We start from the raw sequence: 25300 nt of genomic DNA on the forward strand, positions 1-25300 counted from the left end.
TTTTAAATGATTAATTTTTACTTCTAGAAAGAATTTTACGCTTCCACCAACCAACACGTTCAGTTTTTGGAGTATCATCAGGTATTGATGATGTAACTGTAATAACAGAGTCATTCAGTATTATGTCAAATTCGGCAGGATTTTGTTCCACATTTTTTTCTGTGACAAATTTTTTCTCAGATACTACAACCGATTTTTTTCGTGTTTTATGCGTTATTTTTTTTGTTCCAGATTTTTTTTCTTCTGTATCAGATATCAGATTATTTATTTCTTTTGTTTCAACTTTATTTACCAAATCAATTATGAAATTTTCTTCAGGAAATGTTGATGTTTCTGTATTTTGGTTATTATTAAAAATCCTTTTTCTTTGAACTGTTTTTGAAGAGCGTACCCTACGCTTTTTAGGTTTATCAACTGCGGAAACTTCTGCAATTTCAGTGTGTTGTACAACAAGATGTTTTGCATCATTTCCTATCTCCTCAATTTCAGCAGATTTAACAACTGAAACACGATTTCTTCGGTATATTGCTTTAATCTCTTCCAATGCCTGTTTAGCAAAATCTCCAACTGGTTCTGCATAAGGAATACGATAAGAATAAAAATTATTGTCCTGATTACGGCGACCACCACGACGTCCTCGACGACGTCCTCGACGAGGAGTACCTTCACTATTGAGAAGATCCTCTTTTTTATTAGTATCAGAGAAAAAATCATCATTAACCACTTCACCTTGACGTTTTTTTCGTTGCTCTCCTTGCTGAATATCAACAGGTGCTTTATCTTTGATGGATTCACTCTCTGTTAAAGATGGATTTTTTTCTGAAATTAACGGAAGATGGGTGACGATATCTGCCATTGTTCCTTTAGAAATAATAAGATGCTGTGTTCCAATACTATCATCTGCCTCAATACTAATATTGAGCTTAAAACGCGTTTCCAAATTAACAAGTATATTACGTTTATGATTTAATACATACAGCGCTGTCGCAGCAGGCGTGCGCACAATAATGTTATGTTGAGGATTATGCAGAAGATACTCTTCAATTGAACGCATAACATGTAAAGCGATTGATGATTCAGAGCGTACAATTCCTGTTCCAGCACAATGTGGACAGGGCTGCGTTGTACTTTCTAAAACCGATAAACGAATACGCTGACGACTCATTTCAAGAAGACCAAAATGTGAAATATGACCGACTTGAATGCGTGCACGGTCACTTTTCAAGCAATCTTTTAGCTTTTTTTCAACCATCTTAACATTGCGTTCTTCAAGCATATCAATGAAATCGATCACTATTAAACCTGCTAAATCACGCAAACGTAGTTGACGAGCTATTTCTTCTGCAGCTTCAAGATTTGTTTGTAATGCAGTTTTTTCAACAGAATGCTCTTTAGTGGAACGACCAGAATTTACATCAATGGCAACTAGCGCTTCTGTTTGATTAATAACAAGATAGCCGCCAGATCTTAAAGAAACCTGTGGATGTAACATTTTATCAAGCTGAGTTTCGATACTATTACGAGTGAAAATAGGTGTAGGATCACGATAAGGTTGAACAACTTTTGCATGACTTGGCATAAGCATGCGCATAAAGTCTTTTGCTTCACGATACCCTTGATCCCCAGAAACAAGAATTTCATTGATATTTTTACTATAAAGATCACGTATAGAACGCTTTATAAGATTGCTTTCTTCATGAACAAGAGTGGGAGCCGTTGATTTGAGTGTCAAAGTGCGAATAGTATCCCATAATCGCGTGAGATATTCATAATCACGCTTAATTTCAGCTTTTGTCCTATTCGCTCCTGCCGTTCGCAAAATTACTCCCATACCTTTTGGAACTGCTAATTCTTTTACAATTTCCTTAAGACGTTTACGATCTTGTATATTGGTTATTTTTCGTGAAATACCACCACCCCGCGCTGTATTAGGCATTAAAACAGAATAACGACCTGCTAGGGATAAATAAGTCGTAAGCGCTGCACCTTTATTGCCTCTCTCTTCTTTTATAACTTGCACTAACAAAATTTGGCGCCGCTTAATAACTTCTTGAATCTTATACTGGTGACGTCCCTGTTTACGCTGATAGGTAGGAAGTTCTTCACGTGCATCTTCAGCACCAACTAATTCAATATCATCATTAGAATCATTCAGATCAAACGCATCTTCTGTTTCTGTATCATGTACAGTTACTGATTCAGATATGACATTATTTTCAATGTTTGCAGCTATATTATTGTTTTTTTTATTTTTTCTTACTTTTTTAGATTTTTTTTTATTTGTTTCTTCAGTAAAATCATCTATATGACTTTCTCCAACAGCCGATTCTTCTTCTTCAAGAAGAGCAAGACGATCAGCGACAGGAATTTGATAATAATCAGGATGAATTTCTGAAAATGTCAAAAAACCATGTCTGTTCCCGCCATATTCTACAAAGGCCGCCTGAAGTGATGGCTCAACATGTGTAATACGCGCTAAATAAATATTTCCTTTAAGCTGTTTTTTATGTTCTGATTCAAAATCAAATTCTTCAATTTTATTGCCATGAATGACAACAACACGTGTTTCCTCCGGATGGGAGGCATCGATAAGCATTTTGTTTGACATAAGTTAAAATCCTGAAGGCGACATACACAACTTTACTTGAACGAACAACACAATTGCTCGCAAATCTAAAGAGTTGTCTGCCATAAAAGGGAAAAAGTAGCGTAACAGGTTGAATTATCACATGTAAATGCATTATTCCCTTCATTGCATTTGTAATCATTATCCTAACCTGTTCTGGATGACTCATGTTTTCGTAAGTCTCCGGCAAAACAATCTTGAAAGCAGTTCGGATATCCGAACCAGTGAATCTTAAATAACGCAATCCCGACTTTTGAGACATAAAGACTTTTATTTAAAAAGCCTAAATGCTTACAATGTGCGATAAACCTTCTAAAGACAACTAAATATGAACTACAGATAATTTAAGTTAATACTAGATGGCCACTATCGATTAGGAGGCGTAAACACTCTTTTATGTTGATATCACGTTTTTTGCAAGTAACAATATGATCACGTTTCACTATAAATACCCTGTAATTTCTAAATTTAGTTATTTTTTGATTTAATTTTTTTATTGTTTACTGCTGAAAATGCAGCATTCCCTAAAATAACATAGTTTAGATTCGACATATTATTTTCTGTACAATGAAGTTAATTATTGCTTTACATGTGGAGTGTTTCACTTAATAATAAAGGATATTTTCTGTCCAAAAGCCTAGAATAGCTGATTGGAATATTGTTTTGCGCTTCATATTTTATTTATTGTTTTTTTGGGCATTTCAAACACACGCTCAGGCTGCAGGTGTTTTGAGACTTATTGATTTACGAACTATTGGTGATAATGAGGTTACGCGTGTTCTTGCAATTTTTAATGCTAAGCCAAATGCCTGCTTACAAGTTTTAAATCAGCCTGCACGTTTGATTATTGATTTGCCAACATTCGATTTTTTAGAGCGAGATATATCTTCAAATAAACAGAATATGTTATCGAACATGCTCTCAAATATACATTATGGTTTTTCTGATGAGAGAACACCACGTATTGTCTTTACGAGCAAAACTGCTTTTTTCATTGAAAAAAGCACGACACAAAAATTAAATGATGGCTTATGGCAATTAGTGGTCGATATTGCTAAAAGTACACAAAAAAAGTTTAATGAGGCATTTAAAAATCGACAAGAAACTAATTTAGCTAAAAAAATAAAACTGAAATCAACGCGTAATTTTCGCGTTGTTCTTGATCCGGGCCATGGTGGAATCGACAGTGGTGCAAAGGGTGTTACGGGAATTTTAGAAAAAAATATAACGTTAGCCTTCGCACGTGCATTAAGAGATGAATTAAAGAAAGATTCCCATATCACTGTTGCTCTAACGCGTGATTCCAATATGTTTTTAAGATTGAATGAGAGAGTTAAAAAGGCTCAAAAATTCGGAGCGGATCTTTTTATATCGATTCACGCAGATAGCATTAACGTTCATTCTCTTCGTGGTGCTACAGTATATACCATATCGGATAAGGCATCCGATGCAATTGCAAAATCCTTAGCTGAAAGTGAAAATAAGGTCGATATGCTTGATGGGTTACCTGCAGAAGAATCTCTTGAAATCACAGACATTTTGATCGACCTTGTACAACGTGAGACACACACATTTTCAGTCAATTTCGCAAACCGTGTTATTTTTGATTTATCAAAGAGTAATATTAACTTAATAAACAATCCCCATCGATATGCTGATTTTCAAGTTTTAAGAGCCCCAGACATACCGTCTATCCTAATCGAGATAGGTTATTTATCCAATAAAAAAGATGAAAAATTGTTGAATAATCCCCAATGGAGACAAAAAATAGCTGCTTCTATCGCTCATTCTATTCGCAAGTTTGCCAAATATAAGCAAAAAATCATGCAATCTCTTTAAATTTATAAAAAAATAAGATATTAGTGCTAGACTATAATGTCAAATATCTTATTCATTTTAACTTAACGCCAATAAAATCCTGTACTTAATGAGATAAGGTTTTTCCTTTTGATCAATTTTGACGATAATAATAACTGTTTCAATGATGACTCTGAAGTATCTTTTTATTAATTTTATCGCTGTTATTGTGCTTTTGGGATCCATAATATGGGGAATAATAACAAATAGTCAAGCAGGTGGGCTTCCTGATTATGAAGTTCTTTCGCTATATGAGCCACCCGTGATGACTCGTGTTCATGCTTCTGATGGTAGTCTTATGGCAGAATTTGCTACAAAACATCGCCTTTATGTACCAATCCAATCAATACCCAAAATGCTCAAAGATGCTTTTATTTCAGCTGAAGATAAAAATTTTTATCATCATTTTGGTCTAGACCCTGAAGGACTCTCTAGAGCCTTAATTAATAATATTCGCAATATTGGTTCTGGTAAACGTCCAGAGGGTGCCTCAACTATCACGCAGCAGGTTGCTAAAAACTTCCTCTTAAATTCAGATGCAACGTTGGAACGTAAATTGAAGGAAGCGATATTAGCGATGCGTATCGAAAGAACTTACTCAAAAGATCATATTCTTGAGCTATATCTTAATGAAATTTATCTTGGTCGTGGCACCTATGGTATTGCAGCAGCTTCTTTAAACTATTTCAATAAGTCTATCAATGACCTTACTCTAGAGCAGTCCGCTTATTTGGCAGCTCTTCCAAAAGGGCCAGCAAATTATGATCCATTTAAAAATGAAAAACGCGCCATCAATCGTCGTAATTGGGTGATAGACAGAATGGTTGCAAATGGATATGCAACACCTGAACAAGGTAAAGAAGCTAAGGAAAAACCTTTGGGGGTAACAGGACGTGGAAACGACAGCTACGTCTTTGCTGCTGAGTACTTTACTGAAGAAGTACGTCGCCGTTTATTGCATCGTTATGGAGCCAAAATACTTTACGAAGGTGGATTGTCAATACGCACAACTCTTGATCCACATTTACAGCTTATTGCTCGGCGTGCTTTACAAAATGGATTAATTAAATTCGACCGTTTACAAGGATGGCGTGGACCTTATAATCGTATCAATAAAAAATCTGATTGGGGTTTAGAACTTGCAAATTTCTCTAAATTAAGAGACGTTCCTGAATGGAATTTAGCAGTTGTGCTTTCTACCAGCAACAATAAAATCAAGATTGGGTTACAACCACGATACGAAGATTCTGGTTTACCATCAAAAGAGCGAAAAATTGCCACGTTGTCTTCGGAAGATTCAAAATGGGCATTAAATATTATTGATGAAAACGGTTTTCAAAAAACTGTTCAGGATTTATCCCACGTCCTTCATGTTGGAGATGTTATTTTTGTAAAAAAAATACCAAATACCGATAATATTTATCGTTTACAGCAAATCCCAAAGGTTGAAGGTGCGATTGTAGCTATGGATCCTCGTACTGGACGTGTCCTCGCAATGATTGGAGGATTTTCTTTTGCTGCTTCCGAGTTTAATCGTGCAACACAAGCTTATCGTCAACCTGGCTCTGCTTTTAAACCTTTTGTATATGCAGCAGCACTTGATAATGGGTACACACCGTCATCAGTTATTTTGGATGGCCCTGTCGAAGTTCGTCAAACTAATGGTGAGGTTTGGCAACCTAAAAATTATGGTGGTACATTTGCTGGACCTTCAACATTACGTTTTGGAATCGAATATTCTCGTAATCTCATGACTGTGCGACTTGCCAATGATATGGGAATGCCGCTTGTTGCTGAATATGCGGAACGTTTTGGTATTGTAGATAAATTACAACCTTATCTTCCTATGGCTTTAGGAGCTGGAGAGACAACGGTTTTACGAATGGTTACGGCTTATTCGGTTATCGCCAACGGAGGGCGTTCCATTAAACCTTCTCTTATTGATCGGATTCAAGATCGTTATGGAAAAACTATTTATCGTCATGATAATCGTCTATGTAAAAACTGTAATGCTCAATCATGGGATAATCAAAATGAACCAATATTAGTTGATGAACGAGATCAAGTACTTGATCCCATGACTGCTTATCAAATTACATCGATGATGGAGGGAGTTGTTAAGCGCGGTACAGCTGCACGTTTGCAATATCTTAATCGACATATAGCTGCTAAAACGGGAACTACTAATGACTCTAAAGATGTTTGGTTTATGGGTTTTACTCCAGACCTTGTTGTTGGAATCTTTATTGGTTATGATCAACCAGCACCTTTAGGATCTCAAGGAACGGGGAGTTCATTGGCTGCTCCTGTTTTCGCTGAGTTTATGGAAGCTGCTTTAAAAGAAAAGCCAGATATACCATTTAAAATGCCAGATGGTATGGTTTTGATGCCGATTAATCGTAGAACAGGCATGCTTGCCGAAGTAGGGGATCCGAATGTTATTATTGAGGCATTTAAACCAGGAACTGGTCCTGCTGATATATATCAAGTAATTGGCGGTACCAGCTTTTTTCAAGAAGGTGTTCCCTTAATTACTACTTCTCCACAAGTTAATAAAGCCCTTGAAAGTGGTACTGGTGGACTATACTGATTGATAAATAATCTTTTTTGACATGATGGATGTATATAAACAAAAATTAGGCATCATGGCTAAGGCAAATATAAAAGATATGGTTAAGGTGTTATTCTATGCGGTCAGAAATAGAAACATTAGTCAATGAAATTCGGCAAGCAATAAAATTGCTAAGGGGGCATCTTTGACTGGGATAAATCAGTAAAACGTCTTGAGTATCTTAATCAAAGAGCAGAAGACCCAGCACTTTGGAGCCATACACAACAAGCACAAGATATGATGCGTGAGCGTCAGCATCTTGAAGATTTAATAAATTGTGTTCATTCATTTACGACAACATTGGAGGAGTGCGTTGCGTTAATCGAAATGGGTGAAGAAGAAAGTGACCTAGAAATCATCGCTGACGCTGAAAGAACTATACGCAAACTTAAAAATAATATTGATAAAAAGCAAATTAATATACTTCTCTCTGGAGAAGCTGATCCAAATGATACTTATTTAGAAGTTCATGCTGGTGCAGGTGGCACTGAAAGTCAAGATTGGGCTTCCATGCTTTTACGCATGTATACACGTTGGGCAGAACAGCATAAAATGAAAGTTGAAATGTTAGAAATTCATGATGGAGAAGAAGCAGGAATAAAATCAGCTACTATTTTAGTAAGAGGATATAATGCTTATGGTATGCTAAAAACAGAATCTGGAGTTCATCGTTTAGTACGTATTTCTCCATTTGATTCAAATGCAAAGCGCCACACTTCTTTCGCAAGTATTTGGGTTTATCCAGTAATTGATGATAATATTGATGTTGATGTATCAGAAGCAGATGTTCGTATTGATACATATCGCGCATCAGGAGCCGGGGGACAACATGTTAATACAACGGATTCAGCAGTTCGTATCACGCATATGAAAACAGGGATCGTTGTTCAGTGTCAAACAGAGCGTTCTCAACATAAAAACAGAGCAACAGCTTGGGCTATGTTGCGCGCACGACTTTATGAAGAAGAACTCAAAAAAAGGGAAGAAAAAACCGATGCCATTGAATCTTCTAAAACAGAAATAGGGTGGGGGCACCAAATAAGATCTTACGTCCTTCAACCTTATCAACTTGTTAAAGATCTACGTACGAATGTTGAAAATACTGATCCACAGTCTGTACTTAATGGGAATCTAGATACATTCATAGAAGCAGCACTTGCACGACGCGTTCATAAAAAGGATCAAAAAATAAGCAACATTGACTAACTTGCACAGTATTACTAAAATTTTGCAAGCTCATTGAATTTCTTGTTAATTTTTGTTTTTCATACTCAAAAAAAATAACAAAAAGCGAAGGTTGTATTTATAAATTAATCAAATTTATTAACTGCTATGATACAGCTCTGAAGCTGCAGATAAGACATTTTCTGCATGTCCAGATATGCTTATTTTACACCATTTCTCTACTATTTTTCCAGTTGAATCAATAAGAAATGTACTACGTTCAACTCCCATATATTTGCGCCCATACATGCTTTTTTCAACCCATACCCCGTAAGCCATAAGAGTTGTCTTGTCCTCATCTGCTACAAGAATGACATCAAGATTATGTTTTTTTTTAAATTTATTATGTTTATCAACGTTATCTGGAGACATTCCAATAACGACAGCTCCAATTTCACAAAATTTTTCTTTTAATCGTGTAAAATCAAGAGCTTCATTTGTACATCCACTGGTATCATCTTTCGGATAAAAATATAAAACAACTATTTTCCCTTGAAAATCTGTAAGGCGCAACTTACCCCCACCATCACGCGGCAATTCAAAATCGGGAGCAAGGGTCCCTTTCATTAATTGTGTCATCATCTTAATCTTTCTTTTATTTATATATCTGGTATAAAAACACCAATCAACTATATTGGCTTAATCAAAACATGTTTCTTTTTACCAAAAGAAAGCTTAATTTTACCATCTGCATTGACATCTCCCTCAACAACGAGGCGAGTCTCATCTTCAGTAATTTTATCATTTACACGCACCCCCCCTCCTTGAATACATCGGCGTGCGTCGCTATTAGATTTTGCCAATTCCGCTTTTACTAAAAGAGTTAACAATCCGGTTCCAATTTTTAACTCTGCCGCATTTATCTCAATAATTGGAAGATTTTTTCCAACAGCTTTCTCTTCAAAAGTTTTCCGCGCAGTTTCTTCTGCTTCATCTGCAAGGCTTTCCCCATGTAACATTGCGGTAACTTTCGTTGCAAGAATTTTTTTCGCCTCATTAATTTCACTTCCTTGCAATGCAGAAAGTTTACGAATTTCGCTCATTGGTAATGTAGTATAAAGCTTTAAAAAACGAATAACATCAGCATCTTCTGTATTGCGCCAATATTGCCAAAATTGATAAGGTGAAAGCATGTCTGCATTAAGCCATATAGCACCATTCAAAGATTTACCCATTTTTGCACCAGAAGAAGTTGTCAGTAATGGTGAAGTTAGTGCGTATAATTGTGGTGTTTTTAAGCGATGTCCTAATTCGATGCCATTAACAATGTTTCCCCATTGATCAGAGCCACCCATTTGCATCCGCAATCCATAACGTTTATGAAGTTCAATAAAATCATAAGCCTGCAGAATCATATAATTAAACTCTAAAAATGATAAAGAATATTCACGTTCTAGCCTAAGTTTAACAGAGTCAAAAGATAGCATGCGATTGACTGAAAAATACTTTCCTACATCACGTAAAAATTCTAAGTAATTTAAACTACAAAGCCACTCAGCATTATTAACAATGCGTGCATCCGTTGTCTTATCTCCAAATGTCAAATAATTAGAGAATACCTTTTTAATACCAACGATATTTTTCATTATATCATTTTGTGTGAGGAGGAGTCTAGATTCATCTTTAAAGGATGGGTCACCAATTAATCCCGTTCCTCCACCCATCAAAGCAATGGGACGGTGACCTGTCTTTTGTAACCAATAAAGCATCATAATTTGAAGAAGGCTTCCAGCATGCAAACTAGAAGCCGTTGGATCAAAACCAATATAAGCAGTCACGATCTCTTTTAAAAAAAGATCATCTAAGCCTTTTTCATCTGAAATTTGGTGGATAAACCCACGTTCACTCATGACACGTAAAAAATCAGATTTAAAGACAGACACGGATTTTACTTTCTAATCAATAGGAATACTAATTTATGCAAAAAGGCACCAATTCGCTATCCTTATCATAAACAACGCATAACTCACAATAGAACGCAAAATGTTGTCGATAAGAAATAATGCAAACATTCGTTCTTAAAAGTTTTAGGTAATTGCAAGTACTTCGCGCCGATGATCTAGAAAATCCTTTGCAATATGGTCATCTAAGTACTGTGCGCACTTTTCAATAAGCTCCTTATTACACCCTTTAAAAAAATGGTTTGCACCCTTTAATATTTCTTGCGTAATAGTGATACCTTTTTGTGTTTTTAATTTATCTACAAGGTTCTGAACATCTTTGGGAGGAGAAACTTTATCGATATCACCATGAATTATAAGCCCAGAAGAAGGACAAGGAGCGAGAAATGAAAAATCGTAAATGTTGGGTTGGGGAGCAACAGATATAAAACTTTCAATTTCTGGTCTACGCATTAAAAGCTGCATACCAACCCAAGCACCAAATGAATATCCAGCTACCCAGCAATTTTTAGAATCAGGATGCTGTGTTTGTACCCAATCGAGTGCGGCGGCAGCATCTGAAAGCTCTCCTGTTCCATAATCAAATTCACCTTGACTTCGACCAATACCGCGAAAATTGAAACGCAATGTAGTAAAACCGCGCTCTTGAAACATGTAGAATAAATCATAAACAATCTTATTGTTCATTGTTCCACCAAATTGGGGATGGGGATGCAAAATGATTGCAATCGGTGCATTCTTATTTTGAGAAGGCTGATAACGTCCTTCAAGACGGCCAGCTGGACCACTAAAAATAATTTCTGGCATGGAAATGCTCCTTAAACGCTATGAATGCTCTCATTGACCTTGGCTGACTTTTAGCATAAAATCTACTTCATATGGTAATTTTATTTAATCATTAAGCACTTTGTTTTTAAGTGCATCTTTTTAAAAAAAATTGCACTGTTTTTAATCAATTAATTAAGATTAATGGTTGGAATTTAAGATGGCTGTAAAACGCCGGTACTTTGATCATAATGCAACAACACCTCTCAAAAAAACAGCACAAAAGGTACTACTAGAATCTTTGGAGATATTTGGCAATCCATCGTCTGTTCATGCTGAAGGACGAGCCGCTAAAGCTTTATTACAAAAAGCACGTCGACAAATTGCTCATAAACTTAATACCAGCCCAGACCATATTGTATTTACATCCGGTGCAAGTGAAGCAGCCACAACTCTATTAACTCCCTTTTATTATAATAAACAATCGAAAATTCAATTTTCTCATCTTTATATTGGTGCAAGCGAACATCCATCTGTTGCAGAAGGTGGGCGTTTCTCTAAAGAACTGATTACCGTTATTCCTATTGATCATAATGGATTAATTAAACAAGATAACTTAAGGATTTTATTAGATTCTCATGATAAAATACAAGGCTTACCTCTTGTAGCTATTCAAGCTGCGAATGGTGAAACTGGTGTTATTCAACCAATTAAAGAAATAAGCGCTATTGTTCGAAGTTTTGGGGGGATCCTTATAGTTGATTTGGCACAATACATCGATAAAAATTTTATCAATATAAATCAATTAGGGGGTGATTTTTTTATACTATCAGCTCATAAAATTGGAGGTCCTAAAGGAATTGGTGCTTTCATTTCATATGGTGGGAATCTTATGCCTTCCCCTCTTATTGTAGCGGGTGGACAGGAAAAAGGATTACGTGGTGGAACAGAAGCTTTACCGCTCATTGCTTCCTTTGGAGCAGCAATAAACGATTGCCTTACTCAACAGGAAATAAAAAAACTAATTTATTTACGCAACAAATTGGAAAATGGACTAAAAAAAATCAGCAAAGATGTTGAAATTTTTGGTCAAAATGTCCAACGTTTACCAAATACAACTTATTTTTCTGTGCGAAATATAAAAGCTGAAACCATGCAAATTAGTTTTGATTTAGCAGGATTTTCTGTATCTTCAGGTTCTGCCTGTTCTTCAGGAAAAGTAAAACAAAGCAATATCTTGAAAGCAATGGGATATCATATTCCTAATGGTGCGATTCGTGTTTCAACGGGACGAAATACAACATCTAATGATATTGATGATTTTTTATTTGCTTTTTCTCAAATCGTATATAATCAAAAAAATAAAGTTTACAATTAAAAACTTAGAACTATTTTAAAAATAAAATCAATCCTGATTGAAATCGTCTTGTTTTATCTATAGTTTAATAAGAGATAGGTTTCTTTCTTTGATTTTATAACAAAAAAACTTTTTATCATCGATTTTTACATAGATGAAGAGTGGAGAAAGCCAATGCTGGCAATACCAGAAACAATACGTCAGGTTCGTGATATAGACGTGGATCAATATAAGTATGGTTTTGAAACAAATATTGAGATGGACAAGGCACCAAAAGGCTTAAATGAAGATATTATTAGATTCATTTCTGCTAAAAAATGTGAACCCGAATGGATGTTAACATGGCGTTTGAAAGCTTTTCACCATTGGCTAAAAATGGAAGAACCTCATTGGGCACGCCTAAAATATCCAAAAATAAATTTTCAAGAGCTTTATTATTATGCTGCTCCTAAAAATCATATAAGTCCCAAATCTTTAGATGAAGTTGATCCTGAATTATTGGCAACATATGAAAAATTAGGGATCCCCCTCAAAGAGCAAGAAATTTTAGCAGGAGTAAGAAAACAAACAGATCGTTCTACTCTTGATGACAACATTTATGCATCAGGACGAGTTGCTGTTGATGCAGTTTTTGATTCCGTTTCTATTATCACGACATTTAAAGAGGAACTAGCGCGTTCTGGCGTCATTTTTTGTCCTATTTCAGAGGCAATTATTAAGCATTCTTCTCTTATTAAAGAGTATTTGGGAGCGGTTGTTCCAGCTGGTGATAACTATTATGCAGCTCTTAATGCAGCTGTTTTTACAGATGGTTCATTTGTCTATATTCCAAAAGGTGTTCGTTGTCCCATGGAACTTTCAACCTATTTTAGGATTAATGAACGCAACACAGGACAATTTGAAAGAACATTAATTATCGCGGATGAAAATTCCTACGTTTCTTATTTAGAAGGCTGTACTGCTCCTCAACGCGATGAAAATCAACTTCACGCAGCTGTTGTTGAACTTATTGCCTTAAAAAATGCAGAAATTAAATATTCTACTGTGCAAAATTGGTATCCTGGTGATAAAGAAGGGCAGGGTGGTATTTACAATTTTGTAACTAAGCGTGGAGATTGTAAAGGCGATAATTCTAAAATTTCTTGGACTCAGGTTGAAACCGGTTCTGCAATTACTTGGAAGTACCCATCTTGCTTGCTTCGTGGTGATAATTCACGTGGAGAATTTTATTCTATTGCTATTGCTAATGGTTATCAACAAATTGATTCTGGCACAAAAATGATTCATTTAGGAAAAAATACATCAAGCCGTATTATTTCTAAAGGTATTTCTGCTGGTTTTTCAAATAATACATATCGGGGACAGGTATCTGCACATCGGAAAGCGAAAAATGCACGGAACTTTACTCAGTGCGACAGTTTATTGATTGGCAATGACTGTGGTGCTCATACAGTACCTTATATTGAAGCAAAAAATGCAACAGTTCAATTCGAGCACGAAGCGACAACATCTAAAATATCTGATGATCAGCTTTTTTATGTTATGCAAAGAGGAATTTCTGAAGAAGAAGCTATTGCATTAATCGTTAACGGTTTTGTAAAAGAAGTCATTCAGAAACTTCCGATGGAATTTGCCGTTGAAGCACAAAAGCTCATTGGTATCAGTCTTGAAGGAAGCGTAGGCTAATTTATTCATTGAATGAGAAATAGTGCGCTGCATATAAATTACAAGAACAGGATTCAATTATGTTAGAAATAAAAAATTTGCACGCCCGTATTTCTGAAACAAATACAGAAATTATTCGCGGTTTAAATTTAACCGTTCAGAATGGTGAAATTGCTGCAATTATGGGACAAAATGGGGCTGGAAAGTCTACATTATCTTATTTGCTTGCTGGTCATGATAGTTACGAAGTAACAGAAGGAGATATTCTTTATAATGGACAATCTCTTTTAGGAATGAATCCAGCAGAACGTTCTGCATTTGGTATTTTCCTTGCATTTCAATATCCTATGGAAATACCCGGTGTTGCAACGATGGAATTTTTGAAGGTTGCAATAAATTCTCAATACAAAGCTCGTGGAGAAAAAGAACTTAAAATTCCTGAATTTATTAAACGTGTTAAAGAAATTTCTTCCAAGCTAAAAATAGATATGGAAATGCTTAAACGTCCTTTGAATGTAGGTTTTTCAGGTGGCGAAAAAAAACGCGCTGAAATTCTTCAAATGGCTCTTCTTGAGCCAAAACTTTGTATATTAGATGAAACAGATTCTGGTTTAGATATTGATGCATTAAAAATTGTTGCAGATGGTGTTAATAAATTGCGCGATTCAGAGCGTTCATTTTTAGTTATTACACATTATCAGCGCTTGCTTGATTATATTATTCCCGATACAGTTCATGTCCTTTATAAAGGTCGTATTATTAAAAGTGGAGATAAATCATTGGCACTTTATTTAGAAAAAAATGGATATGCTGATATTATTGACGAAGCCAGCTAAGGATAAGATATGGATATAAACTCACAAAGAGAATTGACCACAGCTGAAATAGATATTCTCGATCAATTTAATCAACGCATTGCTTCTTTACCTGGCAATAAAGCTGTGCAGGAAGTCCGTAAAAAAGCTATTAGATTATTCCAAAAAAAATTGCTTCCTTCACGTAAAATTGAAAATTGGCATTATACTAACTTACGTGTTTTATTAAAATCTATTAGCCATTTTTCAGAAACAAATAATGTGCAACTGATTAGTCCATTATTTTCAGAAAATTCTGTATTGTCCATTGAAAATGGAAAAACATTAAAACAGTCAAAAATTACAGATGTTACAGTAGAACGTCTTGTCGATGAACTAAAAGAAAATATCGGGAAAATAGATCATATCATTTCTGACGAAGATTTTATTGGGCAATTAAATACAGCTTTTGTTACAGATGGTTGGCTTATTCAGATTCCTAAAAACACAAAATTAGATAGACCAATAGAATTACAAAATGTCCAGATGAGTGGGCAATCACATACTTTTTCAAACATTAAAATTGGTGAAAACAGTCAAGCCATTATCATTGAACGCCAAATTGGCAATAATAAAGAAAGCCTAGTAAGTACAATGTTTTCACTGCACATAGAAGCACATAGCAAAGTAACATGGATCCTTATACGAGACAGAGGGTTTAATTCTCTACAATTTTCTCGCTTGTATTCTGTGCTTAAAGAGAATGCCAAACTATCACTTTATATCATAAACATAGGCAGTCAACTTAATCGTCAAGAGTTGGACATTGAATTACAGGATAAAAATTCTGATTTTCAATTACGGGTAGTGAATTTATTATCAGGAAAAACACATAGTGATCTTACGATGAATGTACGCCATATTGAAGAAAAATCATCTTCAACTGAGATCATACGAAATATTGTTACAGACGAAGCGCATGGTGTTTTTCAAGGAACAATACGTGTAGCTAAAAAAGCTCAAAACACAGATGCGCGTATGGCGTGTAACACTCTTATACTTTCAAATGAAGCAGAATTTAATGCAAAACCTGAGCTAGAAATTTTTGCTGACGATGTTGTTTGTGCTCATGGAGCAACAATTGCTAAAATTGATCACAATCATCTTTTTTATTTGATGGCACGTGGAATCCCTTTTCAAACTGCTCGCAAACTTTTGATAAAGGGGTTTGTTTCAGAATTAATTGAAAACATCAAGCACGCTAATATCGAAAATACCATAGTTAATATTATCGATCAATGGTTAGAAAATAATGTCTAAAGCAAAGAAAATAGAGTTTGACGTGAAAACATTGAGTTATGATGTTGAAGAAATACGACGTGATTTCCCAATTTTACAATGTAATGTTTATGGCAAAAGATTAGCTTATCTTGATAACGCTGCATCTGCTCAAAAGCCAAAATCAGTATTAAGTGCTATAGATAATTTTTATCAATATCATTATGCAAATGTCCATAGAGGAATATATTTTTTATCAAATACAGCCACAAAACTTTATGAGGACGCTCGTGAAACTGTTCGCTCTTTTTTAAATGCCCAAACAAAAAATGAAATTATATTCACAAAAAATGCAACAGAGGCTATCAATGCAGTTGCTTATGGTTGGGGCATGCCTAACTTAAATGAAGATGATGAAATTGCTCTTACCATCATGGAGCATCACTCAAATATTGTTCCTTGGCATTTTATTCGTGAACAAAAAAAGATTAAACTTGTTTTTATTCCAGTTGATGAAAATGGTATTCTGCACATTGAGGATTTTCAAAAATCCTTGAGCCATAAAACAAAACTTATAGCTATTACCCATATGTCCAACGTACTGGGGACAATTCTTCCTGTTAAAGAAATCGTCAAGCTCGCACATGAAAATGGTATTCCCGTTCTTGTGGATGGATCTCAAGCGGCTGTACACCTAACAGTTGATGTTCAAAATCTTGATTGTGACTGGTATGTTTTTACTGGTCATAAGCTTTACGGTCCTACAGGTATTGGTGTTCTTTACGGCAAAAAAGATAGGCTTCAAGAAATGCATCCTTTTCAGGGGGGGGGAGAGATGATTGAAGATGTAACCACTAATAAAGTTTCTTATAATTTACCTCCATATCGTTTTGAAGCAGGTACTCCTCCGATAGCTGAAGCGGTTGGATTAGCTGCAGCCATTGAGTACGTGATGAAAAAAGATATGAACGCTATTCATTCTCATGAAAATAAACTTCTAGCCTATGCGCAAGAAAGGCTTAAAACAATTAAATCATTGCGTATTTATGGTCATGCTCCTCACAAAGGAGCTATTATATCTTTTGAAATAAATGGTATTCATGCACATGATATCGCTATGTTTGTTGATCAACAAGGTGTTGCTATACGTGCAGGAACACATTGCGCGCAACCTTTATTGCAACATTTTGGTTTAACATCTGCTTGTCGTGTATCATTAGCAATGTACAACAATTATGAAGATATAGATCAATTAGTGAAAGCACTAGAAAAGGCGAGGAGTTTTTTTAATGAATAAATCAATTAAGAAACATGACTCCACAGAACCTCAGGATACAGAAAAAGAAAAAGATTCTACACCATCAGATACATGTGTATCATCAATTCCAGCAGATGAAATTGAACGAATGACAAGCGATATAATTTCTGCTTTAAAAACAGTTTATGATCCAGAGATTCCTGCTGATATTTATGAGTTAGGTTTAATTTATCGTATTGATATTGAAGATGATCGCTCCGTAAAAATTGAGATGACTCTTACTGCACCAGGATGTCCTGTTGCTGCTGAAATGCCATGCTGGGTTGAAAATGCTGTAAATACAGTCGAAGGTGTTTCACATGTTGAGGTAATTATGACATTTGATCCACCATGGACACCTGATTGCATGTCAGAAGAGGCACAAGTTGCTGTCGGATGGTATTAAACAAGCTCTTTTAAATTATTAAAAACACTTATCGCAAACTGCAGAAATACATAATTCTGCAGTTTACATTGTTAAGTCAATTAATTTTTTTACATTGTAAGACAATGCCAGTAATTATGAATCATATTTTTGTAAGAATTTTATCCTGATTATTCTATGATCCCGCATGCTAAACGTGCGCCACCTCCGCCAAGTGGTAATGGTACATCTGACTGATTATCTCCATGGATATGAATTATTAATGAACGACCTTTAATTTCAGAAAGTTTTTTAATTCGTGGTGCAAGAACACTCATTGTTGATCGACCTTTATCATCAACATAAAGTGCAGGTAAATCACCAAAATGTCCATTAACATTATAAGGTCCAAGATGTTTATTAGTATCTTGTGGATCATAATGTCCCCCTGCAGCAGCACCAATTACACCATCCTTTGTATCACATGAAGGATTCATATGTACATGAAAACCATGCAAACCTTCAGGAAGAGAAAGCAAATCTGGTGTAAAAATCAATCCATGTGAATTCTCTTCAATGTTTACAATGCCTATAGATTCTTTCACGTTATTTTCTTTTAATTTATAAATTTTTACTTGTGTATATGTTGTTAACGCATTAGCGTGAGAAGCAAAAAACGTGAACAAACTGAAAGTTAAAAATATAAAAACAATCAATAAAGAAGAGAGAATTTTATTCATATATCACCTTTTGCAATTAATTTAATATGGATTAAAACAAAAAAGTTAACTTTTGTTAACGACTCTATTTTTTAATAAATAAAAATTCATATTGAAACTACTGAAAATAAGTAAACATGAAATCGTACCTAGTTATTAACTTTTTTCATTATAAATTTTTAAAAATCGTAAACAATTACAATGTATATAAACGCCACAAAAAAATACAAAATGATCCAACAATAATTCCCATAATTAATCCTATTATTGTACCAATAATTATACCTGTAGAAAGTGCTATACTTATACCCCTTGCTATGACTGGGCCAAAACCCGGAAGAGAAAGATAACCGTAAAAAGCAAGAACTGAAGCAATTGCTCCTGATACACTACCATTTAATCCTCCAACGAGAGCAGGATCTTTAAGAAAATAATAAAATTTCTTGAAAAAATATTTCTTATAGTTGTTTGAATTAACATTGTTATTAATTTTACAATTAATCATATTTTTTTCTTTTATCTTGGATATCAATTGTCCCAGAATAATCTATTGATATGAGAAAATAGCAGTTATTAAATTCTATTAGGGCACGCCAAACTCCTTTGTCATCTAAACGTAATTGTTTAATATTTTTAAAACCATTTCGTATAAGATAATTTTTAATTTGCGAAGCAGTAAATGAATTTTGTCCTGCTTTTATAACGCCTTGAGTAAAAAAATATTCAGAACCTTGACAAAAGGGATCATGAAGAACCTTACCTGTTGAATTCGTAATCATGTATATAAATGAAATACATACAACAACAGAAAAAAAAACACCCGACTTAAAAATCTTATTTAAATTCACTTTGTTACCATTTAATTTGAACGATGCCTTTGAGTATTCAACTCATACAATGAATTAACTTTTGCACGACTAACAAGTTCCAAAAAATTATAATATTTTCAATATTATGCTTAATGATGGATTTTCTCTTTTTGAGAATTTTATTAAAAGAAATGTTATTCATAAAAATTTAGCTGATAAATATTGATACGAGAATAATTTAAAACAACACAATCTTTTAGATACATTTTATGTTAATAACGTTAACTTTTTACTACATTAATATGATCAAGTTTAGAAGAAAACATTTGCATCATCTCTTGAAACCCATAACTAGGACACATTCCTTCCCGCATAAAAAAATTACGTAATGGTGAACAATTTCGTAATAATCCAAAACCAATGCTTCGCATAATGTGAACGGGTAATAAATGAGAAAGTAAAGCAAAATTAAGCGCGTGAACTGATACACTGCGAGTAAGTATATCAGGCCTACGATATTGATTATAGCGCGTAATAACCATTTCAGAGTTTAAATTAGATACTTCGCTAGGTAGAAGATCAATTAAAGTTTGGACATCTCGAAATCCTAAATTTAATCCTTGCGCTCCAATAGGAGGAAAAACATGAGCTGCCTCACCAATTAAAATTGTCCGATTAGCTGCAAAACGATAGGAAATAAGCCCTGAAAGAGACCATGCTTGAACTGGTGTTTCCAATGTTAATTTTCCAAGCATTGATTGCATCTTGTCTTCGATTATTTGTATGACAGTCTTTGGTTCTATATTCAATAACTCTTTAGCATAAGAAGAATTAACAACCCAAACAAGACTGGATCTATATCCGGGTAATGGAACCTGCGTAAATGGACCTTCTTCTGTATGAAATTCAGTTGATGTATTATGATGAGAAAAATTATGAGAAAAATTTAAGACAAGTGCTGTTTGCGAATAATTCCATTGTTTTACACCTATGCCAGCTGCTCTTCGCGTTAAAGAATTTCGTCCATCGGCTGCAATAACAAGTGGTGTCTTAATAACGTTACCATCTTCAAGAACAATATGTGTGTAATTCTCTTTATGATGAAAAGACTCTGCTGAAGAAAAAAATCTCGTGATATTTGGTGTATTTGCAATACAGGAAACCAAAGCATCATTTAAATTTACATTAGGTACATTATAACCAAAAGCTTCTTCACCAATTTCAGATGAGCAAAAATTTAATGTAGGAGCACGTACAGTTCTGGACGTTATATCAACAATTCTAATGGACGACAAAATAGCAGAATACGGTTTTATATTATTCCAAACATTAATTCTTTCAAGCATGTGAATTGCAGGCATCATAAGAGCAGTCGTTCGTAACTCATCTGCATGAGTATTCGGTCCAATCAGAAAAACAGAGTATCCTTTATATGCAAGACTTAACGCTGCCAACATACCGATCGGACCTGCACCAATCACAGCAACACTCTTCGATTTATTTTTTTCAAATGTCACAATTTCTAAAACCCTTCTCATCGACTAACAATTTCAGCACATTAAAAAACAATCTCTTTTTATTGCACAAAATTTTCCTATTATATTACGTAATAAATAATGTGATATAAAAAATAATCCTTTTGTGCTTTTTTATATATGAATTATATCATAGAGATAAAATGCAGATCGGTAGATAAATTAAAGACCTTTTAAAATAGGATAAAAAAATCTTGAAGCGCAGATTAACTCAAAAAATTAAACCAAAAACTAATTTATTACGCCACAAAAAGGTAACAATGCCGCAAGCGAAGGCTTTTTCTGTTCATTTGCTAACAGCTTCAGGATCGTTTTTGGCATTTCTTTCTCTTATCTCTGCATCCGAAAAAGAATGGACTGCCATGTTCTGCTGGCTAGGACTTGCCCTGATTGTTGATGGTATCGACGGATCAATTGCACGTAAACTAGATGTTAAATATGTTCTTCCAACATGGTCTGGAGAATTATTGGATAACATCATTGATTATGTAACCTATGTTTTAATTCCAGCTTTTGCCCTTTATCAAAGTGGTTTTATGGGTTCAAGCATATCATTTTTATTGAGCGCTATCATTGTTATCTCATCAGCAATTTATTACGCAGATACTGGAATGAAAACCAAAGAAAACTTTTTTAAAGGATTTCCTGTAGTTTGGAATATGATGATTTTTATGCTGTTTGTAGTGAGACCAGGGGAGTGGATTGCTTTTACTATTATCATTTTATCAGCAATTATTTCTTTTTTACCAATTTACTTCATTCATCCCATAAGAGTTATCCGTTTACGCATGCTAAATTTTCCAATATTCCTGTTATGGTGCTTTTTCGGTTTTGCTGCATTTTTTTATCAACTTAATGCTCCATGTTGGGTTAAAATAGGAATTTCAATAACAAGTATTTATTTGTATTGTATTGGTGCTATCATGCAACTATTTCCTCAATTAGGAATGCTGAAAAGTCAGCAAAAATGATAAAATACCTGTTTAAAAGAAAAGATACGATATGCAAATTAATTTTGGAGCGGGAAGTAACATTTCTTTTACGAAAAAAGGACGAGCTGGAATCATAAGGCTCACTCGTCCATCTGCATTAAATGCTCTTAATCATGAAATGGTTTCTGCCTTAAAAAAATCTCTTAATACTTGGGAAAAAGATAGTGATATCTCCTGCGTCCTGGTTGAAGGAGAGGGGCGTGCCTTTTCTTCTGGTGGAGATGTCGTAGAAATTTATCATATGGAGAAAGCTGCCTCTCATCGATACTTTAACGATGAATACAGTCTAAATGCATATATTAAAGATTTTCCAAAACCCTATATTTCTTTTTTGGATGGTATTTGGATGGGAGGAGGAGTAGGCATTTCTATATACGGATCACATAGAATTGTTACAGAAAATACAATTTTTTCTATGCCGGAAGCCGCGATTGGATTTTTTACAGATATTGGTTCGAGCTTTTTCTTGCCACTTCTTCCTGATCACTTTGGAATCTATCTTGCTTTGACAGGAGCTCGCATAAAGTGGGGGGATTGTTTTAAATTAGGATTAGCAACCCACGCAGTCCCTTCATCTAAACTTAATTTGATCAAAAAAGATATTATTGAACAGGGGGATCCTAATTTATCTTTAAAAAAATTAGCAGTTACAATAGATTATGAAACAAGTTATAAAAAGCGTTGTATTATCAAAACCTGCTTCGCTACTCATACGTTAACAGAATGTATGGATCTGCTTCGTAAAAAGAGCGATGAAGGATTTTTATTTGCTAAAGAATGTTATGATATTTTATTATCGCATTCTCCAACAAGTCTGAAAGTTATTTGGAAACAAATGAAACAAAATTCATTTAATACTCTAAATGAGTGTATAAAAATTGAAAATCGTATCGCATACCATATGGTTAATTCACATGATTTTCGTGAAGGTGTGCGTGCCATGCTGATTAAAAAAGATAAAAAACCTCAATGGGAACCGAATAAACTTTCAGATGTAACAGATGATATAGTCAATTTTTATTTTCAACCCGTTAATCAAGAATTACTACTCTTATGAGCAATCATAAAAAACAACTTTTAACAGTAAATATGTTTTTACTAATTTATAATTTTTATTTACGATTTTTAGCAATAATTTGTTTTTGTTTAAGCACCTTTTATTGGATATGTCTTGTTGGGGTATTTTCAGAACCTTTGTGGCACTTTGACTTAATGCTATGGCAATGGCAACTTTTATCAAGTGCATTGGCCATCATTTATCCTATCGCATTGGTTGGACTTTGGATGTACTCACCATGGGGAATCGTTTTATGGTGTATTGCAGCCCTTACTGAGACACTATCAATTTATTATTTCAATAATTCTATTTGTCAATTACTTGCGCTGCTACACGGAATACTATTTTTAATTTTTATAATATTAAAAATTACTTTAATTATCTTAAAGAGAAACAAAATAATAAACAACATTGTAACAGATTGCTAACAAAAAATAAAATATCGTCGAACTAATAATCTTAATCCGACGATATTGCACGACTAACAAAATGGTACCCACCACAAATCCCAAATGCTAGTTGGTTTTTTTACCGCAAATATCCATACCAATGTTGCTATTAATCCCCAAGTTGCTGTTGCCATATACAACATCCTTTCTATAAAAATTAAATAAAAACAGTTGACTTGCAAACATGCTTTAATATTACTAAAAATTCCATAATATATATTACGCGACATTTATATGAATGAAATAAACACTTCACCATATTTTTGTCACAGTAATCGCTATTGCAGCACAATTGTGTCAAAAATTTGTCAATTGTACTGTATTATTAATATTCAGAATATATTATTCTAACGTATTACTTAAAGATAAAGTATTAACTAAAGTAAAATACTGTAACGATATAATTATCTTATATCAGTTTCAAAAATAAGTCCTTGGTATCCAGGTTTAACATATGATGGAACATAATTTATCACTTCATCATAATCAAGAAATCGATCCATATGCGTCAATATAGCTTGTTTAGGCTTTAGATACTTTATCCATTTTAATGCCTGATCAACAGAAAGGTGACTTGCATGGGACTCAAATTGAAGAGCCTCGATGATTAAAACATCCAAATTCATCAATTTTGATAAAGTCTTTTCAGGAAATTGACTAACATCAGTGCAATAAGCAACATTTCCAATACGAAAACCTAAAGAATGAATTTTACCATGAAGTTGCAAATGTGAACTAACAATTATTTCTCCACCCTGTCCATGAATTACAAATTTGCTATCTTCATCAATTAAATGCGCTGTTAAAATTGGTGGATACGATGAAGTTTTTGGTGCTTGAAAACAATAACCAAAAGACTTTTTCAAATGTTCTAACGTAGATACATCTGCATAAACATTTATCAAACATTTTTGTGCGAGTGCATAACTCCGTAAATCATCAATACCATGAGTATGATCTGCATGAAAATGCGTATAAATGGCAGCATCAAGATGCTTCACCTGTGCATCAATCATTTGTGAGCGAAAATCTGGACCAGTATCAATAACGACTGTAGTTTTTTTTCCAGAAGGGTGAATTCGTTCAACTAATAAAGAACTTCTATAGCGTTTATTTTTAGAGTTATTTGGATCACAAGCACCCCAATCCCCATTAGGACGCGGCACTCCTGAAGAAGGACCACAGCCTAATATTGTAAATTTGTACCGACCAAACATACCCCTTCCTTATTTCATTTTGCTAAATACACGAAAAGCATTTTGCGTTGTTATTTTCTCTATTTCTTCAATACTTAAACCAACAGTTTCAGCCAAAATTGCTGCCGTATAACGTATAAAAGACGGCTCATTTATTTTTCCTCTATAAGGAATTGGAGCTAAAAATGGTGCATCTGTTTCAATTAATAAATATTTATGAGGCACAATCTTTGCTATTTCACGAATTTCATGAGCATTTTTAAAGGTAAGAATACCTGAAAAAGATATGTAACCACCGAGTTCAATAGCAACATGGGCAAGTTCCATCCCAGATGAATAACAATGAAGTATAAATGGGAAAAATCCCTCCTTTATCTGCTCACACAATATTTGCTTCATATCCATATCAGCACTACGTGAATGTATAACAACAGGCAACTGCGTTTCTCTAGAAGCAATAATATGCTCTGCAAAAATTTTTTTTTGTTCCTTTGGTGAGGAACAATCATAGTAATAATCAAGCCCAGTCTCCCCAAACGCAACAACCTTCGAATGCTTCGACAAGTGAATTAAATTTTCAGCCGTAATATTAGATTCTTCACGCGTATGATTAGGATGCGTACCAACAGAACAAAACACTTGATCATACGATTGCGCAATTTTTAAAATTCTATTTAATTCATTAACACGTGTTGAAATCGTTATCATACGTTCAACACCAGCATCTAATGCTCGTTGAACAACACCATTTAAATCTTGCGCAAAATCTTCAAAATCAAGATGACAATGTGTATCAATCATCAT

General features: G+C 34.3%; 22 protein-coding genes. 12 read left to right on the forward strand and 10 right to left on the reverse strand.

The window, feature by feature from the left end; translation table 11 throughout:
• Positions 1-10: 10 nt before the first annotated feature.
• Positions 11-2608 (reverse strand): Rne/Rng family ribonuclease, encoded by a 2598-nt coding sequence (locus V4P54_RS02370; protein ID WP_455477538.1) that lies wholly within the window; start codon positions 2606-2608, stop codon positions 11-13.
• 681 nt (positions 2609-3289) lie between these two features.
• Here V4P54_RS02370 and V4P54_RS02375 point away from each other — a divergent pair.
• The 3 genes from V4P54_RS02375 to prfB all read left to right on the forward strand — a co-directional run bounded on the left by V4P54_RS02375 (position 3290) and on the right by prfB (position 8300).
• Positions 3290-4465 (forward strand): N-acetylmuramoyl-L-alanine amidase family protein, encoded by a 1176-nt coding sequence (locus V4P54_RS02375; protein ID WP_455477539.1) that lies wholly within the window; start codon positions 3290-3292, stop codon positions 4463-4465.
• A gap of 142 nt (positions 4466-4607) precedes the next feature.
• The gene (locus tag V4P54_RS02380; protein ID WP_455477666.1) at positions 4608-7073 is read left to right on the forward strand and encodes a penicillin-binding protein 1A; all 2466 of its coding nucleotides are present in this window, start codon (positions 4608-4610) and stop codon (positions 7071-7073) included.
• Between the two features lie 98 nt (positions 7074-7171).
• Positions 7172-8300 (forward strand): peptide chain release factor 2 gene (gene prfB / locus V4P54_RS02385; protein ID WP_455477540.1). Its coding sequence is split into 2 segments (ribosomal slippage): positions 7172-7240 and positions 7242-8300, totalling 1128 coding nucleotides; the frame shifts between segments, so codons are not numbered across the junction.
• A 117-nt stretch (positions 8301-8417) separates the two neighbouring features.
• Here prfB and V4P54_RS02390 read toward each other — a convergent pair.
• The 3 genes from V4P54_RS02390 to V4P54_RS02400 form a co-directional block, all read right to left on the reverse strand.
• On the reverse strand, positions 8418-8897 hold the full coding sequence (locus tag V4P54_RS02390) for a peroxiredoxin (protein ID WP_455477667.1): 480 nt from the start codon (positions 8895-8897) through the stop codon (positions 8418-8420).
• Positions 8898-8947: 50 nt separating this feature from the next.
• A complete protein-coding gene (gene tyrS, locus V4P54_RS02395; RefSeq protein ID WP_455477541.1) occupies positions 8948-10201 on the reverse strand; it encodes a tyrosine--tRNA ligase in 1254 nt (417 codons plus the stop codon).
• Between the two features lie 144 nt (positions 10202-10345).
• Complete coding sequence (locus V4P54_RS02400) at positions 10346-11026, reverse strand: alpha/beta hydrolase (protein ID WP_455477542.1); 681 nt, start codon at positions 11024-11026, stop codon at positions 10346-10348.
• A 178-nt stretch (positions 11027-11204) separates the two neighbouring features.
• On the opposite strand from V4P54_RS02400, the gene V4P54_RS02405 reads away from it, so the two are divergent.
• From V4P54_RS02405 to V4P54_RS02430, 6 genes are all read left to right on the forward strand, one after another.
• Positions 11205-12362, forward strand: coding sequence for a cysteine desulfurase family protein (locus V4P54_RS02405; RefSeq protein ID WP_455477543.1), 1158 nt, complete (start codon positions 11205-11207; stop codon positions 12360-12362).
• Between the two features lie 153 nt (positions 12363-12515).
• Positions 12516-14027 carry a Fe-S cluster assembly protein SufB gene (gene sufB / locus V4P54_RS02410; RefSeq protein ID WP_455477544.1) on the forward strand — a complete coding sequence of 504 codons (1512 nt, stop codon included), beginning with the start codon at positions 12516-12518 and terminating at the stop codon, positions 14025-14027.
• A gap of 59 nt (positions 14028-14086) precedes the next feature.
• Positions 14087-14842: a Fe-S cluster assembly ATPase SufC gene (gene sufC, locus V4P54_RS02415; RefSeq protein WP_455477545.1), complete on the forward strand. Its 756-nt coding sequence runs from the start codon at positions 14087-14089 to the stop codon at positions 14840-14842.
• Between the two features lie 9 nt (positions 14843-14851).
• Positions 14852-16120 (forward strand): Fe-S cluster assembly protein SufD, encoded by a 1269-nt coding sequence (gene sufD / locus V4P54_RS02420; RefSeq protein ID WP_455477546.1) that lies wholly within the window; start codon positions 14852-14854, stop codon positions 16118-16120.
• On the forward strand, positions 16113-17375 hold the full coding sequence (locus tag V4P54_RS02425; RefSeq protein WP_455477547.1) for an aminotransferase class V-fold PLP-dependent enzyme: 1263 nt from the start codon (positions 16113-16115) through the stop codon (positions 17373-17375). The genes sufD and V4P54_RS02425 overlap by 8 nt, the downstream gene beginning before the upstream one ends.
• Positions 17368-17781, forward strand: a complete 414-nt coding sequence (locus V4P54_RS02430) for an SUF system Fe-S cluster assembly protein (protein ID WP_455477548.1) — start codon at positions 17368-17370, stop codon at positions 17779-17781. Before V4P54_RS02425 ends, V4P54_RS02430 begins: the two co-directional genes overlap by 8 nt.
• Positions 17782-17930: 149 nt before the next feature.
• On the opposite strand, the gene sodC is transcribed toward V4P54_RS02430, so the two are convergent.
• The 4 genes from sodC to V4P54_RS02450 form a co-directional block, all read right to left on the reverse strand.
• Positions 17931-18479, reverse strand: coding sequence for a superoxide dismutase [Cu-Zn] SodC (gene sodC / locus V4P54_RS02435; RefSeq protein WP_455477549.1), 549 nt, complete (start codon positions 18477-18479; stop codon positions 17931-17933).
• Between the two features lie 175 nt (positions 18480-18654).
• Entirely contained in the window at positions 18655-18963 is a 309-nt protein-coding gene (locus V4P54_RS02440; protein ID WP_455477550.1) for a hypothetical protein, read from the reverse strand.
• On the reverse strand, positions 18956-19306 hold the full coding sequence (locus tag V4P54_RS02445) for a hypothetical protein (RefSeq protein ID WP_455477551.1): 351 nt from the start codon (positions 19304-19306) through the stop codon (positions 18956-18958). The genes V4P54_RS02440 and V4P54_RS02445 overlap by 8 nt, the downstream gene beginning before the upstream one ends.
• Positions 19307-19548: 242 nt before the next feature.
• On the reverse strand, positions 19549-20784 hold the full coding sequence (locus V4P54_RS02450; RefSeq protein WP_455477552.1) for a UbiH/UbiF family hydroxylase: 1236 nt from the start codon (positions 20782-20784) through the stop codon (positions 19549-19551).
• A 212-nt stretch (positions 20785-20996) separates the two neighbouring features.
• On the opposite strand from V4P54_RS02450, the gene pcsA reads away from it, so the two are divergent.
• The 3 genes from pcsA to V4P54_RS02465 are packed head-to-tail and all read left to right on the forward strand — an operon-like array spanning position 20997 to position 23279.
• Entirely contained in the window at positions 20997-21773 is a 777-nt protein-coding gene (gene pcsA, locus V4P54_RS02455) for a phosphatidylcholine synthase (protein ID WP_455477553.1), read from the forward strand.
• Positions 21774-21804: 31 nt separating this feature from the next.
• Complete coding sequence (locus tag V4P54_RS02460) at positions 21805-22851, forward strand: enoyl-CoA hydratase/isomerase family protein (protein ID WP_455477554.1); 1047 nt, start codon at positions 21805-21807, stop codon at positions 22849-22851.
• A 32-nt stretch (positions 22852-22883) separates the two neighbouring features.
• On the forward strand, positions 22884-23279 hold the full coding sequence (locus V4P54_RS02465; protein WP_455477668.1) for a DUF6163 family protein: 396 nt from the start codon (positions 22884-22886) through the stop codon (positions 23277-23279).
• Positions 23280-23704: 425 nt separating this feature from the next.
• Here the strand turns inward: V4P54_RS02465 and V4P54_RS02470 are convergent, their stop codons facing one another.
• Positions 23705-24517: an MBL fold metallo-hydrolase gene (locus V4P54_RS02470; RefSeq protein ID WP_455477555.1), complete on the reverse strand. Its 813-nt coding sequence runs from the start codon at positions 24515-24517 to the stop codon at positions 23705-23707.
• 9 nt (positions 24518-24526) lie between these two features.
• Positions 24527-25300 carry a TatD family hydrolase gene (locus V4P54_RS02475; RefSeq protein WP_455477556.1) on the reverse strand — a complete coding sequence of 258 codons (774 nt, stop codon included), beginning with the start codon at positions 25298-25300 and terminating at the stop codon, positions 24527-24529.

The sequence above is a fragment of the Bartonella sp. B41 genome (assembly GCF_053795765.1).

Excerpts from the sequence above, each read along its gene's own strand:
- V4P54_RS02370 (WP_455477538.1), bottom strand. The coding sequence starts at position 2,608 with ATGTCAAACAAAATGCTTATCGATGCCTCCCATCCGGAGGAAACACGT.
- V4P54_RS02380 (WP_455477666.1), top strand. The coding sequence starts at position 4,608 with ATGATGACTCTGAAGTATCTTTTTATTAATTTTATCGCTGTTATTGTG.
- V4P54_RS02390 (WP_455477667.1), bottom strand. The coding sequence starts at position 8,897 with ATGACACAATTAATGAAAGGGACCCTTGCTCCCGATTTTGAATTGCCG.
- V4P54_RS02400 (WP_455477542.1), bottom strand. The coding sequence starts at position 11,026 with ATGCCAGAAATTATTTTTAGTGGTCCAGCTGGCCGTCTTGAAGGACGT.
- V4P54_RS02405 (WP_455477543.1), top strand. The coding sequence starts at position 11,205 with ATGGCTGTAAAACGCCGGTACTTTGATCATAATGCAACAACACCTCTC.
- sufB (WP_455477544.1), top strand. The coding sequence starts at position 12,516 with ATGCTGGCAATACCAGAAACAATACGTCAGGTTCGTGATATAGACGTG.
- sufC (WP_455477545.1), top strand. The coding sequence starts at position 14,087 with ATGTTAGAAATAAAAAATTTGCACGCCCGTATTTCTGAAACAAATACA.
- sufD (WP_455477546.1), top strand. The coding sequence starts at position 14,852 with ATGGATATAAACTCACAAAGAGAATTGACCACAGCTGAAATAGATATT.
- V4P54_RS02425 (WP_455477547.1), top strand. The coding sequence starts at position 16,113 with ATGTCTAAAGCAAAGAAAATAGAGTTTGACGTGAAAACATTGAGTTAT.
- V4P54_RS02430 (WP_455477548.1), top strand. The coding sequence starts at position 17,368 with ATGAATAAATCAATTAAGAAACATGACTCCACAGAACCTCAGGATACA.
- sodC (WP_455477549.1), bottom strand. The coding sequence starts at position 18,479 with ATGAATAAAATTCTCTCTTCTTTATTGATTGTTTTTATATTTTTAACT.
- V4P54_RS02440 (WP_455477550.1), bottom strand. The coding sequence starts at position 18,963 with ATGATTAATTGTAAAATTAATAACAATGTTAATTCAAACAACTATAAG.
- V4P54_RS02460 (WP_455477554.1), top strand. The coding sequence starts at position 21,805 with ATGCAAATTAATTTTGGAGCGGGAAGTAACATTTCTTTTACGAAAAAA.
- V4P54_RS02465 (WP_455477668.1), top strand. The coding sequence starts at position 22,884 with ATGTTTTTACTAATTTATAATTTTTATTTACGATTTTTAGCAATAATT.
- V4P54_RS02470 (WP_455477555.1), bottom strand. The coding sequence starts at position 24,517 with ATGTTTGGTCGGTACAAATTTACAATATTAGGCTGTGGTCCTTCTTCA.
- V4P54_RS02475 (WP_455477556.1), bottom strand. The coding sequence starts at position 25,300 with ATGATGATTGATACACATTGTCATCTTGATTTTGAAGATTTTGCGCAA.